Origin of the sequence: Streptomyces sp. NPDC001848 (genome assembly GCF_042891915.1) — a bacterium.
Lineage (GTDB): Bacteria > Actinomycetota > Actinomycetes > Streptomycetales > Streptomycetaceae > Streptomyces.
The window spans coordinates 188,155-201,389 of sequence record NZ_JBIATP010000002.1 but is presented as its reverse complement, the minus strand read 5'-3'; the positions used below and the strand labels follow the sequence as shown (position 1 = coordinate 201,389).

Sequence of the window (13,235 nt, the reverse complement as noted above, 5' to 3'; positions counted from 1 at the left end):
GACCGTTGTGCGACCGTGCTCTGTTGATGCGCGACTTCACTTGACCGTGCCTGGCCCTACCCTCAAGCAGAACTCGGGCATTCCTGAAGCCGGTCGCGGGCATGACGTCTTCGCCGACCGCGCAACCTCGAGGAGGGGCACGTGTTGAAGCCCGTGAATCAGGCGGACGTCGTCATCGTGGGGGCCGGGGTGGCGGGCCTCGCGGCGGCCCACCGGCTGATCAGCGCAGGAGTGAGTACCGCCGTCCTGGAAGCCGCCCATGGGGTGGGCGGCCGGATGTCGACCGAGAAGGTCGACGGCTTCCGGCTCGACCGCGTCGGACAACTCCTGTCCACGTCGTATCCCGAACTGGGGCTGACCCCCGGGCTCGACCCCCTCGTCCTGCGCCCGTTCGCGCCGGGCGTCCTGGTGCACAGCGGAGGCCGCCACCGGCGCGCAGGCGCTCCTCCGGCGGCAAGGGGCGCACGGGGAGCGCTCAACGCGGTGCGCGCTCTCGCCAGTGCGCCCCGCTCGGTGAACGGAACGGCCGGTGTGCGGCCCGTCCGGCCGAGGGCGGCGGGATCCCCCGCCCCGCTCGGCAGTGCCGTGGACCAGGCCCGGCTCAAGGTGGTGCTGGGAAGGATCGCCGCCACCCCCGTGGAACGGCTGCTGGCCCGGCCCGAGTTGCCCGCCTGGCACGCGCTCGCGGCCCGTGGGATGCCCGCCCGCACCGTCGAGGGCTTTCTGCGTCCGCTGCTCGCCGCGCTGTTGTGCGACCCCGAGCTGACCATGTCGAGCCGCGCCGCGGACCTCGCGCTACGCTCCTTCGCGAGCGGCCGGCTGTGCCTGCCGGAGGGTGGTGCGGAGGTGCTGCCCGAGCTGCTGGCGCAGGCGCTGCCGCCGGGCACGGTGCACACGGGCGTGCGCGCCACCTCGGTCTCCACCACCTCGGTCACCACCGCGGAGCACGGTGAATTCCGCTGCCGCGCCGTGCTGTTGGCCACCGACGCGCATGCCGCCGCCGAGTTGCTGCCCGGTCTGCGCGTGCCCGACTTCCACCCCGTCACGGTCGTCCACCACACCATGGACGAGCCGCCACCGACCGGTGCGTCGCTGCTGCTGGACGCGGACCGCGACGGTCCGGTGGCGCACACGGCGGTGGTCAGCCTGGTGGACCCCTCCCGGGCGCCCGCGGGCCGACCCCTGGTCTCCTCCACGGTCCTCGGCGCGCCGCCGGAGGACGTCGACGGCGCCGTGCGGGCCCATCTGGCCCGCCTCTACGGCACCTCGACCACGCGCTGGGAGACCCTCGCCGTGCACCACACCGCGCGGGCCGTCCCGGTGATGCGGCCGCCGCACGACGTACGCCGGCCGGTGCGGCTGCTGGCCGGTCTGTATGTGTGCGGCGACCACCGGGACACGGGCACGGTGCAGGGGGCGCTGCACTCGGGCCACCGGGCCGCGTCGGCGGTCCTGGCGGACCTGGACACGGGCCCGACCGAGCTGTCCGACCCGCTGCCGACGGCCGCCTGACGGATCATCAGCGTCAGTGGAGCGCGGCTACCTTGTCCCGGTAGCCGCGCACGGGGGCGGCGTCCCGGTACGGCTCCAGACGGCGCTCGAAGTCCCGTACGTACTCCGTCGCCCGCACCGACCGCATCTCCGCGGCCTGCCCCGCGGCCTCGGCCGCGAGCTGGCAGGCCTGGTCGACCTCCCCCAGGCCGAGTCGGGCCGTGGCCAGCACGACCCGGCAGAACAGCCGGCTGCGGGCGTAACCGGGCGCCCGCAGCTGCAGCGAGCGCTCGGCGTGCTGGACGGCGGCCCGGTACTGCTGCAGGTCCCGGTGGCAGTGCCCGAACTCGTCGGCGAGCTGGGCCTCGTCGAAGAACCGCGCCCAGTACGGGGTCTCGTCACCGGGGCGGGCCGACTCCAGCGCGCGCTCGGCGCGTACCAGGGAGGACGTGCAGGCGCGGACCTCGCCGAGCACGCCGTGCCCGCGCGCCTCCACGGCGTGCAGCAGCGCCTGCACGACGGGCGGCGCGGAGGTGCCGACACCCTGCTGCGCCACGCGCGCGAGTTGCACCGCCTCGCGGCCGTGGCCGAGGTAGACGGCCTGGCGGCTCATCGTGACCAGCACGTACGCCCCGTACAGCCGGTCACCGGCCGCCTGGGCGAGCCGCAGGGACTGGACGAAGTAGCGCTGGGCGAGTCCGTGCGCGCCGATGTCGTACGACGTCCAGCCGGCGAGCCGGGTCAGGTCGGCGGCGGCCGCGAACAGGCGGCGGCCCGTCTGCTCGCCGTAGGTGCCGCGGAGCATCGGCTCGGCCTCGTGCTCCAGGTAGCGCACGAGGGCCTGGCGGGCGTGGCCGCCGCCGTAGGCGTTGTCGAGGGCGCGGAACAGCTCGCCGACCGAGCGCAGGGCGGCGATGTCCCCGCCGGTGACCTTCTGGCCGGGGCCGCGCTCGGACTGGCCGCGCTGCCGGGACGCCGGTCCTCCCTGTTCGGGCGAGGCCGAGAACCTGGGGGAGGCGGGGCGGCCCTGGGCGGGGACGCGGGGGGCGCTCTCGCCCCGGGCGACCTTGTCGTCGGGGCGCCCGATCAGCCAGTCCCGGCTGGGGACGACGAGCCCGGCCGGCGTGAACGCGATCTTCCGGAGCTCGGCGTGGCTGCCGGAGTCCTTGCGCCACAGACCGCTGACGATGTCGACGGCCTCCTCCGGGGTGGCGGCGAACTCCAGGCCCGCGTACACCGGGGCGCAGGCGTCGAGCCCGAGGTCCTGGGCGGTGAGCCGGCGCCCGAGCCTTCGGGTGAACACCTCGGCGATCAGCGCAGGGGTGGTGCCGCGCGGCTGCTGCCCCCGCAGCCAGCGCGTCACGGACGTCTTGTCGTATCTCAGATCAAGCCCGTGTTCGAGGCCCAGCTGGTCGACGCGACGGGCGAGACCTGCGTTGGAGAACCCCGCTTCTGCGATGAGCGCGGCGAGCTGTCGGTTGGGGGTGCGCTGCGCGGGTCGTTCCGTCATCTGCGGTGCGGTCTCCTGCCTGCCCTGAAATCGTCTGTGAGCAGCCCTTATGGCCTGGTGGACGGCGTGAATGTAGCGGAGAGTGAGCATCCGATCGCACCCTTCGCCGTCCATTCATCCGATCGTGTGAGGATTGCTCGGTCGGGCTGACGACGGCCCGGGCGAACCCTTTCCCCCGGGCCGGACGTACAGTGGCGTGGGCGCGTTTCGCGCCTTACGAGGCTTCTAGGGAGGCGCTTGCCGTGAGTGAGTTGCGGTTCGTCCGTATGGGGTTCGGGGCCGATGCCGTCGACTACCAGGAGGCGTGGTACGAGCAGCGCCGGGTGCACGCCGCCCGCTTCGCGGACGAGGTCCCGGACACCTGTCTGCTCCTGGAGCACCCTCCGGTCTACACGGCGGGCCGACGCACGGCGCCCGAGGAGCGGCCCCTGGACGGCACGCCGGTCATCGACGTGGACCGCGGTGGCAAGATCACCTGGCATGGCCCCGGCCAGCTCGTGGGCTACCCGATCCAGAAGCTCCCGCGCCCGGTGGACGTGGTGGCGCACGTACGGCGCCTGGAGGAGGCCCTGATCCGCACGTGCGCGGAGTTCGGCCTGGAGACGACGCGGGTCGAGGGCCGGAGCGGGGTGTGGGTCCTCGGTGACCCGGTCGACCAGCGCCCGTCCCTGGGCGGCCTCTCCCTGGACTTCGACCCGCGCCTGACGGACGAGGAGTTCGATCCGCGGCTGAACGGCCCGGAGTACGCGCCGTCCAACGCCGGCCAGCGCCGGGAGGACCGCAAGGTCGCGGCGATCGGCATCCGCGTCGCCAAGGGGGTCACGATGCACGGTTTCGCGCTGAACGTGAACCCGGACAACGCGTGGTTCGACAAGATCATCCCGTGTGGGATCCGGGACGCGGGCGTCACGTCCCTGGCGAACGAGCTGGGCCGGGACGTGACGATCGAGGAGGTGCTGCCGGTGGTGGAACGGCACCTGCGGGACGTGCTGGAGAACGCGGTGCTCAGGCCGCGGGAGGTCGAGCGGGCGTCGGCGTGAGCCACGCCGGGGTTCGTTCCGCCCCCGCCGCCCCTACCCGTCCCGTCCCTGGGGGCTGCGCCCCCAGACCCCCGCTGTCGGCCTGAACGGCCTCGTCCTCAATCGCCGGACGGGCTGATCGATGCCGACCGGCGCCGGAGAATCAGCCCCTCCGGCGAACCCGGTGCATCCCGCAGGGGAATGCGCCCGAACGCCCCCAGGTTGGCCTCGGCGCGGGGGCCCACATACACGGGCGTACCCTGGTGTACGCCGAAGAATCGAAGCTACAGGGAGCCGACGTGTCCGCAGTCGCACCCGACGGACGCAAGTTGCTGCGCCTGGAGGTCCGCAACAGCCAGACCCCCATCGAGCGCAAGCCCGAGTGGATCAAGACCCGGGCGAAAATGGGCCCCGAATACACGAAGATGCAGAACCTCGTCAAAAGCGAGGGCCTGCACACGGTCTGCCAGGAAGCCGGCTGCCCGAACATCTACGAGTGCTGGGAGGACCGCGAGGCCACCTTCCTCATCGGCGGTGACCAGTGCACCCGCCGCTGCGACTTCTGCCAGATCGACACCGGCAGGCCCGAGGCGCTCGACCGCGACGAGCCTCGCCGCGTCGGCGAGTCCGTGGTCACCATGGACCTGAACTACGCCACCATCACCGGCGTCGCCCGCGACGACCTGGAGGACGGCGGCGCCTGGCTGTACGCCGAGACCGTACGGCAGATCCACCGGCAGACGGCGGAGCGCGAGGGCGGCCGGACCAAGGTCGAGCTCCTCGCCCCCGACTTCAACGCGATCCCCGAGCAGCTCGAGGAGGTCTTCTCCGCGCGCCCCGAGGTGTTCGCCCACAACATCGAGACCGTCCCGCGGATCTTCAAGCGGATCCGCCCCGGCTTCCGCTACGAACGCTCCCTGAAGGTGATCACCGCGGCCCGTGACCACGGCCTGGTGACGAAGTCCAACCTGATCCTCGGCATGGGCGAGACCCGTGAGGAGGTCAGCGAGGCCCTGCGCCACCTGCACGACGCCGGCTGCGAACTGGTCACCATCACCCAGTACCTGCGCCCGAGCGTCCGCCACCACCCCGTGGAGCGCTGGGTGAAGCCGCAGGAGTTCGTGGAGCTGAAGGAGGAGGCCGAGGCGATCGGCTTCTCCGGTGTCATGTCCGGCCCGCTCGTGCGCTCCTCCTACCGCGCCGGCCGGCTCTACCAGATGGCCGTCGAGAAGCGTGGGGCGTACGTCGCCGCCCAGGCCGTCTGAACCGGCCGTCACACCGCTTCTGACACTCCGTGCCACTTCCCGGGTGTGAATCCGCACACAAGCGGCTACCGGCCGGTAATGGCCGATTGACGCGGCCCCGACCGTCCCCGCAGCTAGCGGGCACCGTCGGGGCCGCGTCCGGCTTTCCGTGCCGCGTAGCAAGGCTTCATTGGCGTTTGACCGGTCGGTCACGTCCTGGTAACACCGAACAGTGAGCCTGGCTTCACGCCCCGTAGCACCCCGGCCACGAGCCGCCGACCCGAGGGGGACCTCCACCATGCAGGCCGCACCCGTACGTGCCAACGCGATTCCATCGTTCACCGATGCACTCCGTGCCATCGAGTCGCTGCTCATGAGCGGCGGCCAGCGGACCGCCCGTCGCAACGCCTGGACCTCCGTCCTGGAGGACCGCCGCCGCGCCAAGGACCGGGTCGAGGCCGAGCGTGTCCTCGAGGACGCGGCGTCCCGCTCGTAGCAGTTGCGCGCCTCTCCCCCGGCGCACCGGAGCGTCCCCACCGCTCCCCCACCCCCCACCGCTCCACCCCCGGCACTGCCGTCGTAGCCGCTTCCCGGGCCACGTAGACTTCGTGGCATGGCGAGGAAGGAAACTGCAGCGGACGCTGCGAACGCGGGGCGACTGAAGCAGATCGCCCTGACCTACAAGATGACCCGCAAGGCCGATCCGAAGATCGGTCTTGTACTCGCGGCAGTCGGAATCATCACTCTCGGTGTCTTCCTCGCGATCGGCTTCTTGATCGGTCACCCCATCTATCTCGGCATTCTGGGCCTCCTGCTCGCCTTCCTCGCGATGGCGATCGTCTTCGGACGCCGGGCCGAGCGGGCCGCCTTCGGTCAGATGGAGGGCCAGCCGGGCGCCGCGGCGGCGGTTCTGGACAACATCGGCCGCGGCTGGACCACCACTCCGGCGGTCGCGATGAACCGCAACCAGGACGTGGTGCACCGCGCGGTCGGCAAGGCCGGCATCGTCCTGGTCGCCGAGGGCAACCCGAACCGGGTCAAGAGCCTGCTCGCCGCCGAGAAGAAGAAGATGGCCCGTATCGTCGCGGACGTGCCGGTGCACGACATCGTCGTGGGCACGGGTGAGGGCCAGGTCGAGCTGAAGAAGCTGCGCACGACGATGCTGAAGCTCCCGCGGGTGCTCACCGGCCCCCAGGTGACCGCCACGAACGACCGACTGCGGGCCCTCGGTGATCTGATGAGCAACATGCCGCTGCCGAAGGGGCCCCTGCCGAAGGGCATGCGGATGCCGCGAGGCGGCCCGAAGGGCCGATAAGCCGAGGCGAAACGTCGATCGGCCGTCCCGGAACGTGACGTTTCGGGACGGCCGATCGACGTTTCGCCTCAGATCCTGACCTCGACCGTCCCCGCCATCCGGTCGTGCAGCCCCCTGCCGTCCCGGTCCCAGATCAGGGGCGGAATGGCCAGGCAGAGCAGGACCGTGCGGAGTACCGCCCGCAGCGGGGACACCCGGCCCGTGGCGAGGGCCACCACCCGCAGGCCGAAGAGGCGCTTGCCGGGGGTGAAGCCGACCGTGCCGACCGTGAGGACACCGAGCACGAAGAAGACGAGCAGCGCCCAGTTGCTCGTCGCCGGGGCGTAGCCGTGGGTGATCAAACCGTATGCGATCAAGACGCACAGGCCCCAGTCGACGGCGAGGGCGCCGAAGCGTCGGCCGGGGCGGGCGATGGAGCCCGGACCGTGCTCCGGCAGACCGAGGTGCTCCCCTCGGTATCCGAAGTCCGCACCGGCTTCTTCCATGGCCGCGCGGGGACCGGAGAGCCACGATCCGATTGCTTGCCTGTTGTCCACCCGTCCACGGTATCGCTCCCGATTTCGCGACCCGGGAGGCGGGGTCACGGAGGCGCGCGCTGGTTAACCTGACAGAAACAAATGGGTCATGCCTGAGAAACCGCCCGTCCCTAAGGTCGGCTTTCAGCGTGTGCCACCGCACTGGCCGCACGAACGAACTACCACCCCGGCACGGACGGTCGGGAGTAGGAGGAGCTGGATGTTCCAGAACGCCGACGAGGCCAAGAAGTTCATCGCGGACGAGGACGTCAAGTTCATCGACGTCCGCTTCTGCGACCTGCCGGGCGTGATGCAGCACTTCACGGTGCCGGTCGAGGCGTTCGACCCGGACGACGAGCTCGCCTTCGACGGATCCTCGATCCGTGGCTTCCAGGCCATTCACGAGTCCGACATGGCGCTGCGCGCCGACCTGTCGACCGCACGCGTCGACCCGTTCCGCCGGGACAAGACGCTCAACATCAACTTCTTCATCCACGACCCGATCACGGGCGAGCAGTACTCCCGTGACCCGCGGAACGTGGCGAAGAAGGCCGAGGCCTACCTCGCCTCCACCGGGATCGCCGACACGGCGTACTTCGGTCCCGAGGCCGAGTTCTACGTCTTCGACAGTGTCCGCTTCGCCACCAGCGCGAACGAGTCGTTCTACCACATCGACTCCGAGGCCGGTGCCTGGAACACCGGCGCGCTGGAGGACAACCGCGGTTACAAGGTCCGTTACAAGGGCGGCTACTTCCCGGTCCCGCCGGTCGACCACTTCGCCGACCTGCGCGCCGAGATCTCCCTGGAGCTGGAGAAGGCCGGTCTGAAGGTCGAGCGGCAGCACCACGAGGTGGGCACCGCCGGCCAGGCCGAGATCAACTACAAGTTCAACACGCTGCTCGCCGCCGCGGACGACCTGCAGCTGTTCAAGTACATCGTGAAGAACGTGGCCTGGCGCAACGGCAAGACCGCGACCTTCATGCCGAAGCCGATCTTCGGTGACAACGGCTCGGGCATGCACGTGCACCAGTCCCTGTGGAGCAACGGCGACCCGCTGTTCTACGACGAGGCCGGTTACGCGGGCCTGTCGGACACCGCCCGCTACTACATCGGCGGCATCCTCAAGCACGCCCCGTCGCTGCTGGCCTTCACCAACCCGACGGTGAACTCGTACCACCGCCTGGTGCCGGGCTTCGAGGCCCCGGTGAACCTGGTGTACTCGCAGCGCAACCGCTCCGCCGCGATGCGTATCCCGATCACCGGTTCGAACCCGAAGGCCAAGCGCGTCGAGTTCCGTGCCCCGGACTCCTCCGGCAACCCGTACCTGGCCTTCTCGGCACTGCTGCTGGCCGGTCTGGACGGCATCAAGAACAAGATCGAGCCGGCCGAGCCGATCGACAAGGACCTGTACGAGCTGGCTCCCGAGGAGCACGCCAACGTCCCGCAGGTCCCGACCTCGCTGTCGGCGGTCCTCGACTCGCTCGAGGCCGACCACGAGTTCCTCCTCCAGGGCGACGTGTTCACGTCCGACCTGATCGAGACGTGGATCGACTTCAAGCGCACGAACGAGATCGCCCCGCTCCAGCTGCGTCCGCACCCGCACGAGTTCGAGCTGTACTTCGACGTGTGAGCCGGCCGCTGCCGCAGCACTGACACGGAGCCCCGTCCCCGCCCTCGGGTGGAGACGGGGCTCCGCCCGTACGACCGGTGTTCTTTGCCGGAGCCCACAGAGATCCACAGGGACTCTTTGCCTGCCGTGGGGCCGTTCGGAACCGGTTCATGGGTCGGGTTGGGCGCACAATGGGGAGGGGACGAGTGCCTTACTACGGGGTACTGCGGGGTGATGCACGATGCGGAGCCGGTTCCAGAGTGATCGGCGGCTGACCGTCCGGATGACGGTCACGCTGTTTCTGCTCGGATTGCTGTACGTGGCGTTCGTCGCCGCGTTGATCGCGTTGCTGAAGTCCTGGGTGCTGGTCGTCGTGATCGCGGCGGTGGCGCTCGGTGCGCAGTACTGGTTCTCGGACCGGATCGCGCTGTACGCCATGCACGGGCGGATCGTGGAGCGCGAGGAGTATCCGCAGCTCCACGGCGTGGTCGACCGGCTGTGCGCGGTGGCCGACATGCCGAAGCCGCTCGTCGCGGTCTCCGATCTGGACATGCCGAACGCGTTCGCGACCGGGCGCAATGCCGACCACGCCGTGCTGTGCGTGACCACCGGTCTGCTCCGGCGGCTGGAACCCGACGAGCTGGAGGGTGTACTCGCACACGAGCTGTCACACGTGGCGCACAAGGACGTCGCGGTGATCACGGTGGCGTCGTTCCTCGGGGTGATCGCCGGGCTGGTGGTGCGGTTCGCGTTCTACTCGGAGCTGTTCGGCGGGCGGGGGCGCAAGGACCAGAACACCATCGCCATCCTCGGCGCCGTCATGGGGATCTCGGCACTCGTCTACGCGATCAGCTTCCTGCTGATCAGGGCCCTGTCCCGGTACCGGGAGCTGGCCGCCGACCGCGCCGCCGCACACCTGACCGGGCGTCCATCGGCGCTGGCGTCCGCGCTCACCAAGGTCACCGGGGACATCGCCCGTATCCCGACGAAGGACCTACGCACCGCCCAGGCGTTCAACGCCTTCTACTTCACCCCCGCCTTCGGTGCCGAGCCGGGCATCTCCCGCCTGTTCTCCACCCACCCTTCCCTGGAGCAGCGGCTGGAGCAGCTTGCCCGTATCTCCGCGGAGCTGGGCGAGGCGGCCGCGCCCGGAAAGGCGGGCTGAGCGCCGATGGGGTTCCTGGACATCCTGCTCGGCCGTACCAAGCCGGTGGCGCCCGATCTCGACCAGCTGTTCGCCCTGCCGTCCGCGGCGATCACCCTGGAGGCCGCCGCCGGGTTCACCCCCACAGGGACGGGCGCGGTCTGCTTCGCCACGGTCGAGGGCGGTGCCTTCGCCCAGGCCAACCGCGAGGTGCAGGCACTCCTCGACGCCGACACCGACCGCACCGGCCCGCCCGTCGAGCTGCAACGGGACGCCTACGGCTACTCGTGGCTGGTGTCGCGCCGCACCCCCGACCAGCTGTCCGCCCTGGTCAACGATCTGCACGCGGTGAACAGCGCGATGGAGGTCAACGGTTTCGGCCCGCAGCTGCTGTGCTCGGTGGCCGGCTTCCAGGACGAGCGCGGGCGGCGGCTCGGCCTGGTCTACCTGTACAAGCGGGGCACCTTCTATCCGTTCGCGCCGCTCGCCGGGCAGGGCGAGCGGCGCGACAACGCGCTGGAGCTGCAGATCAAGGCGGCCCTCGCCAACGATCTGCGAATCGAGCAGGACCTCAGCCGGTGGTTCCCCATCTGGGGCGCTCCCGGCCTGTGACGTCCGCCTGCTCCTGACAGCTCTTGCTCTTACTTGCTGCGTTCCTGACGACGGGCCTCGAAGGGGCGCTCGCGGCGGTAGCGGCGCTCCCACTTGGCGTGCTGGTCACGGCGCGCGCGGTACTCCTGGTAGGTGGCCGCCGAGGCCGGGGCGCCCGGCGTGCCGGTGGCGGACGAGCCGCGACCGTACCGCGCGTACAGGAAGACCACGGCTATGGCGGCGAGCCACCAGATGTGGTTGCCGAATCCGAAGAGGACGAGGACGACGGTTCCGGCAAGGATGATGGTGCCCATGACGCCCTCCTTCGCTTGGGTGAGTGGTTGTGCCACTAGGTTTCGATGGGTGGCCGGGGATCTGTGACTCCATCGGATGTGTGTCCAGCGTAGGGAGGCGGTCACGTATGGTGCATCTGCTTTTCGATCCGAGGGAGACGGCATGGGCGGGGCAGGGCGGCACATCGGGACGACGGAGCGACGGGCCCGCCTGACGGTGCGGCACCGGCTGGGTGCCGGGTCGCGGGCGGCGACACCCGAGGACGTGGCCGGGTCGCTGGTCGCGCTGCACGGCACGGATCCGGCCACGGTGTACCTCGCCGTCGGGGCGCGCCTCGCGGACGCGGACAAGACCGTGGCGGAGGTCGAGCGGGCACTGTACGAGGACCGGACGCTGGTGCGGATGCACGGCATGCGGCACACCGTGTTCGTGTTCCCGACCGAACTCGCGGCCGTGGTGCACGCGTCGACCGGCCTGGTGAACGCGGCGAAGGCACGCGCCGCGCTGGTCAAGGAGGTGGTGACCGGAAGCGGCGGCCGGCTGACGGCTCAGTGGCTGGAGGAGGTCGAGGCGTCGGTGCTCGCCGCGCTGGCCCGGCGCGGTCAGGCGACCGTCGGCGAACTCACGCGGGACGAACCGCGGTTGAAGGAGCAGTTCGTCTACGGTGCGGGCAGGAGCTATGAGGCCCCGCAGACCGTGTCGTCGCGGATGATGCGTGTCCTGGGTGTCGACGGCCTGGTCGTCCGTGGGCGCCCGCTGGGTGGGTGGACGTCGTCGCAGTTCCGTTGGGCCATCGCCCCGCCCCATCCCGAACTCCCGCCCGCGCAGGCACAACAGGAGCTGCTCCGGCGCTGGCTGACGGCGTGCGGGCCGGCCACGGAGGCGGACCTGAAGTGGTGGACCGGCTGGAGGGTCACGGAGGTGCGCCGAGCGCTGACGGCGATGGAGGCGGTGCCGGTGACGCTGGACGGTGGGGTGACGGGGTATGTGACGCCCGGCGACGAGGAGCCGCTGTCGGCCGTCGAACCGTGGGCGGCCCTGCTCCCGGGCCTCGACCCCACGGCGATGGGCTGGCAGGACCGTGACTGGTACCTGGCCCCCGAGCTGCGCCCGGCCCTGTTCGACCGCAGCGGCAACGTGGGCCCGACGGTGTGGTGGAACGGCCGGGTGGTCGGGGGGTGGGCCCAGCGACCGGACGGCGAGGTGGTGTGGCGCCTGCTGGACGCGGAGGGGCTGGGCCGGGAGGCACACGAGGCGATCGCGAGGGAGGCGGAACGCCTGGGCTCGTGGCTGGGCACGACCCGGGTCACGCCCCGTTTCCGCACACCGCTGGAGAAGGAGCTGTCCGCAGAGGGCGCGTCCGGGCGGTCAGGCGGAGCCGCTCGCGCACCTGGTCACTGATCGCCCTGGGGCGGGCTACCCAGGCCGCCAGATCCGGCGGAAGCTCCCCTCCGACCGCTGACTACGACCGCTGCGGCGGCGCGCAGCTCGAAGCCTTCCGGGCCGTCGCGCGCCCCACGGCCCCGACCGAAACGTATCGAACGGCTGAGTGGCTGCCGGCCGGCGCCGGGCACCCCGGAGCCGGCGGGCGCCCGGCGCCATGGCTCAACGGCTGTACCGCATCAGCGCGCGCACCATGTGGCACGTCGTGTCCGACGGCGGTCGCACCCCGATCCGCTCCGCCGTGCTCCGTATCGTCTCGTTGCGCGCCTGGTTCGGTACGTACACCCCGGAGTCGAGCAGGGCGATCGCGAGACGCATCGCCTTGAGGCGCCGGTTGTGCGTGACGTACCACTCGCGCGGCCGCCCCGGCGGGAGCGGTCGCTTGGCCACCGGGGCGTACGGCAGGTCCAGCGGGACCGGCCGCCGTGCCGTGGACTGAGTCGGCTTCGGCTTGGTTGCGGCAGCGGGCACAGGCATCCTCCTGTCGCGGTCAGGGAGCCGCCGGACGCCCCGGCACCTCCCTCGAACACTGCTTCTATTTTACTGCCGCCCACTGACAAAAGCCCCTGGCCACGGGGCATTTGAGCCAGGCTATGACACCGGTGAGAAGCGGTGTTTCGGCTACCGTGTGGGACATGGAGATCTGGATCAACCCGGCCTGTTCGAAGTGCCGCAGCGCCCTCACCCTGCTGGACGCCGAGGGCGCCGACTACACCGTGCGCCGCTACCTGGAGGACGTGCCGACCGAGGAGGAGATCCGCGACGTCCTCGACCGGCTGAAGCTCGACCCCTGGGACATCACGCGCACCCAGGAGGCCGACGCCAAGGAACTCGGCATGAAGGACTGGCCGAGGGACGCCGCGTCCCGCGACCGGTGGGTGCGTGCGCTCGCCGAGCATCCCCGGCTCATCCAGCGGCCGATCATCACCGCCGACGACGGTACGGCCGTGGTCGGACGCACGGAGGAGGCCGTACGGGACGCCCTGTCCCGCTGACGCCGACTCCCCTGTGACCTACGTTACTTCGCTGACTCCTGTAAACCGCTGAGTAACTCCGTTCG

At 70.8% G+C, this 13,235-nt stretch carries 14 protein-coding genes; 10 read left to right on the top strand and 4 right to left on the bottom strand.

The window, feature by feature from the left end:
* Positions 1-141: 141 nt before the first annotated feature.
* Complete coding sequence (locus ACFYZJ_RS03985) at positions 142-1,512, top strand: NAD(P)/FAD-dependent oxidoreductase (protein ID WP_388562552.1); 1,371 nt, start codon at positions 142-144, stop codon at positions 1,510-1,512.
* A 13-nt stretch (positions 1,513-1,525) separates the two neighbouring features.
* Here the strand turns inward: ACFYZJ_RS03985 and ACFYZJ_RS03980 are convergent, their stop codons facing one another.
* Complete coding sequence (locus tag ACFYZJ_RS03980; protein ID WP_388562550.1) at positions 1,526-3,001, bottom strand: regulator; 1,476 nt, start codon at positions 2,999-3,001, stop codon at positions 1,526-1,528.
* 242 nt (positions 3,002-3,243) lie between these two features.
* Between ACFYZJ_RS03980 and lipB the strand changes: the two genes are divergently transcribed.
* The 4 genes from lipB to ACFYZJ_RS03960 all read left to right on the top strand — a co-directional run bounded on the left by lipB (position 3,244) and on the right by ACFYZJ_RS03960 (position 6,579).
* Complete coding sequence (gene lipB / locus ACFYZJ_RS03975) at positions 3,244-4,041, top strand: lipoyl(octanoyl) transferase LipB (protein ID WP_388562548.1); 798 nt, start codon at positions 3,244-3,246, stop codon at positions 4,039-4,041.
* A 278-nt stretch (positions 4,042-4,319) separates the two neighbouring features.
* On the top strand, positions 4,320-5,285 hold the full coding sequence (gene lipA, locus ACFYZJ_RS03970; protein WP_388562546.1) for a lipoyl synthase: 966 nt from the start codon (positions 4,320-4,322) through the stop codon (positions 5,283-5,285).
* Between the two features lie 277 nt (positions 5,286-5,562).
* Positions 5,563-5,760 carry a hypothetical protein gene (locus ACFYZJ_RS03965; RefSeq protein WP_388562544.1) on the top strand — a complete coding sequence of 66 codons (198 nt, stop codon included), beginning with the start codon at positions 5,563-5,565 and terminating at the stop codon, positions 5,758-5,760.
* 117 nt (positions 5,761-5,877) lie between these two features.
* Complete coding sequence (locus ACFYZJ_RS03960; protein WP_388562542.1) at positions 5,878-6,579, top strand: DUF4191 domain-containing protein; 702 nt, start codon at positions 5,878-5,880, stop codon at positions 6,577-6,579.
* Between the two features lie 68 nt (positions 6,580-6,647).
* Here the strand turns inward: ACFYZJ_RS03960 and ACFYZJ_RS03955 are convergent, their stop codons facing one another.
* On the bottom strand, positions 6,648-7,115 hold the full coding sequence (locus tag ACFYZJ_RS03955) for an RDD family protein (protein WP_388562540.1): 468 nt from the start codon (positions 7,113-7,115) through the stop codon (positions 6,648-6,650).
* Between the two features lie 199 nt (positions 7,116-7,314).
* Here ACFYZJ_RS03955 and glnA point away from each other — a divergent pair, with 199 nt between their 5' ends.
* The 3 genes from glnA (at position 7,315) to ACFYZJ_RS03940 (ending at position 10,459) form a co-directional block, all read left to right on the top strand.
* The gene (glnA, locus tag ACFYZJ_RS03950) at positions 7,315-8,724 is read left to right on the top strand and encodes a type I glutamate--ammonia ligase (protein WP_103843613.1); all 1,410 of its coding nucleotides are present in this window, start codon (positions 7,315-7,317) and stop codon (positions 8,722-8,724) included.
* Positions 8,725-8,944: 220 nt separating this feature from the next.
* On the top strand, positions 8,945-9,868 hold the full coding sequence (gene htpX / locus ACFYZJ_RS03945; protein WP_388562538.1) for a zinc metalloprotease HtpX: 924 nt from the start codon (positions 8,945-8,947) through the stop codon (positions 9,866-9,868).
* A gap of 6 nt (positions 9,869-9,874) precedes the next feature.
* The gene (locus ACFYZJ_RS03940; protein WP_388562536.1) at positions 9,875-10,459 is read left to right on the top strand and encodes a hypothetical protein; all 585 of its coding nucleotides are present in this window, start codon (positions 9,875-9,877) and stop codon (positions 10,457-10,459) included.
* 29 nt (positions 10,460-10,488) lie between these two features.
* On the opposite strand, the gene ACFYZJ_RS03935 is transcribed toward ACFYZJ_RS03940, so the two are convergent.
* On the bottom strand, positions 10,489-10,752 hold the full coding sequence (locus ACFYZJ_RS03935; RefSeq protein ID WP_388562534.1) for a hypothetical protein: 264 nt from the start codon (positions 10,750-10,752) through the stop codon (positions 10,489-10,491).
* Positions 10,753-10,894: 142 nt separating this feature from the next.
* Here ACFYZJ_RS03935 and ACFYZJ_RS03930 point away from each other — a divergent pair, with 142 nt between their 5' ends.
* A complete protein-coding gene (locus tag ACFYZJ_RS03930; RefSeq protein WP_388562532.1) occupies positions 10,895-12,133 on the top strand; it encodes a winged helix DNA-binding domain-containing protein in 1,239 nt (412 codons plus the stop codon).
* Positions 12,134-12,337: 204 nt separating this feature from the next.
* On the opposite strand, the gene ACFYZJ_RS03925 is transcribed toward ACFYZJ_RS03930, so the two are convergent.
* On the bottom strand, positions 12,338-12,646 hold the full coding sequence (locus tag ACFYZJ_RS03925) for a hypothetical protein (RefSeq protein ID WP_388562531.1): 309 nt from the start codon (positions 12,644-12,646) through the stop codon (positions 12,338-12,340).
* A 164-nt stretch (positions 12,647-12,810) separates the two neighbouring features.
* Between ACFYZJ_RS03925 and ACFYZJ_RS03920 the strand changes: the two genes are divergently transcribed.
* Positions 12,811-13,170: an arsenate reductase family protein gene (locus tag ACFYZJ_RS03920; RefSeq protein ID WP_388562529.1), complete on the top strand. Its 360-nt coding sequence runs from the start codon at positions 12,811-12,813 to the stop codon at positions 13,168-13,170.
* Positions 13,171-13,235: the final 65 nt, after the last annotated feature.

What these genes read in the sequence shown, in the direction of transcription:
- htpX (WP_388562538.1), top strand. Translation starts at nt 8,945, where the DNA reads ATGCGGAGCCGGTTCCAGAGTGATCGGCGGCTGACCGTCCGGATGACG.
- ACFYZJ_RS03965 (WP_388562544.1), top strand. Translation starts at nt 5,563, where the DNA reads ATGCAGGCCGCACCCGTACGTGCCAACGCGATTCCATCGTTCACCGAT.
- glnA (WP_103843613.1), top strand. Translation starts at nt 7,315, where the DNA reads ATGTTCCAGAACGCCGACGAGGCCAAGAAGTTCATCGCGGACGAGGAC.
- ACFYZJ_RS03940 (WP_388562536.1), top strand. Translation starts at nt 9,875, where the DNA reads ATGGGGTTCCTGGACATCCTGCTCGGCCGTACCAAGCCGGTGGCGCCC.
- ACFYZJ_RS03920 (WP_388562529.1), top strand. Translation starts at nt 12,811, where the DNA reads ATGGAGATCTGGATCAACCCGGCCTGTTCGAAGTGCCGCAGCGCCCTC.
- ACFYZJ_RS03980 (WP_388562550.1), bottom strand. Translation starts at nt 3,001, where the DNA reads ATGACGGAACGACCCGCGCAGCGCACCCCCAACCGACAGCTCGCCGCG.
- ACFYZJ_RS03935 (WP_388562534.1), bottom strand. Translation starts at nt 10,752, where the DNA reads ATGGGCACCATCATCCTTGCCGGAACCGTCGTCCTCGTCCTCTTCGGA.
- ACFYZJ_RS03960 (WP_388562542.1), top strand. Translation starts at nt 5,878, where the DNA reads ATGGCGAGGAAGGAAACTGCAGCGGACGCTGCGAACGCGGGGCGACTG.
- ACFYZJ_RS03930 (WP_388562532.1), top strand. Translation starts at nt 10,895, where the DNA reads ATGGGCGGGGCAGGGCGGCACATCGGGACGACGGAGCGACGGGCCCGC.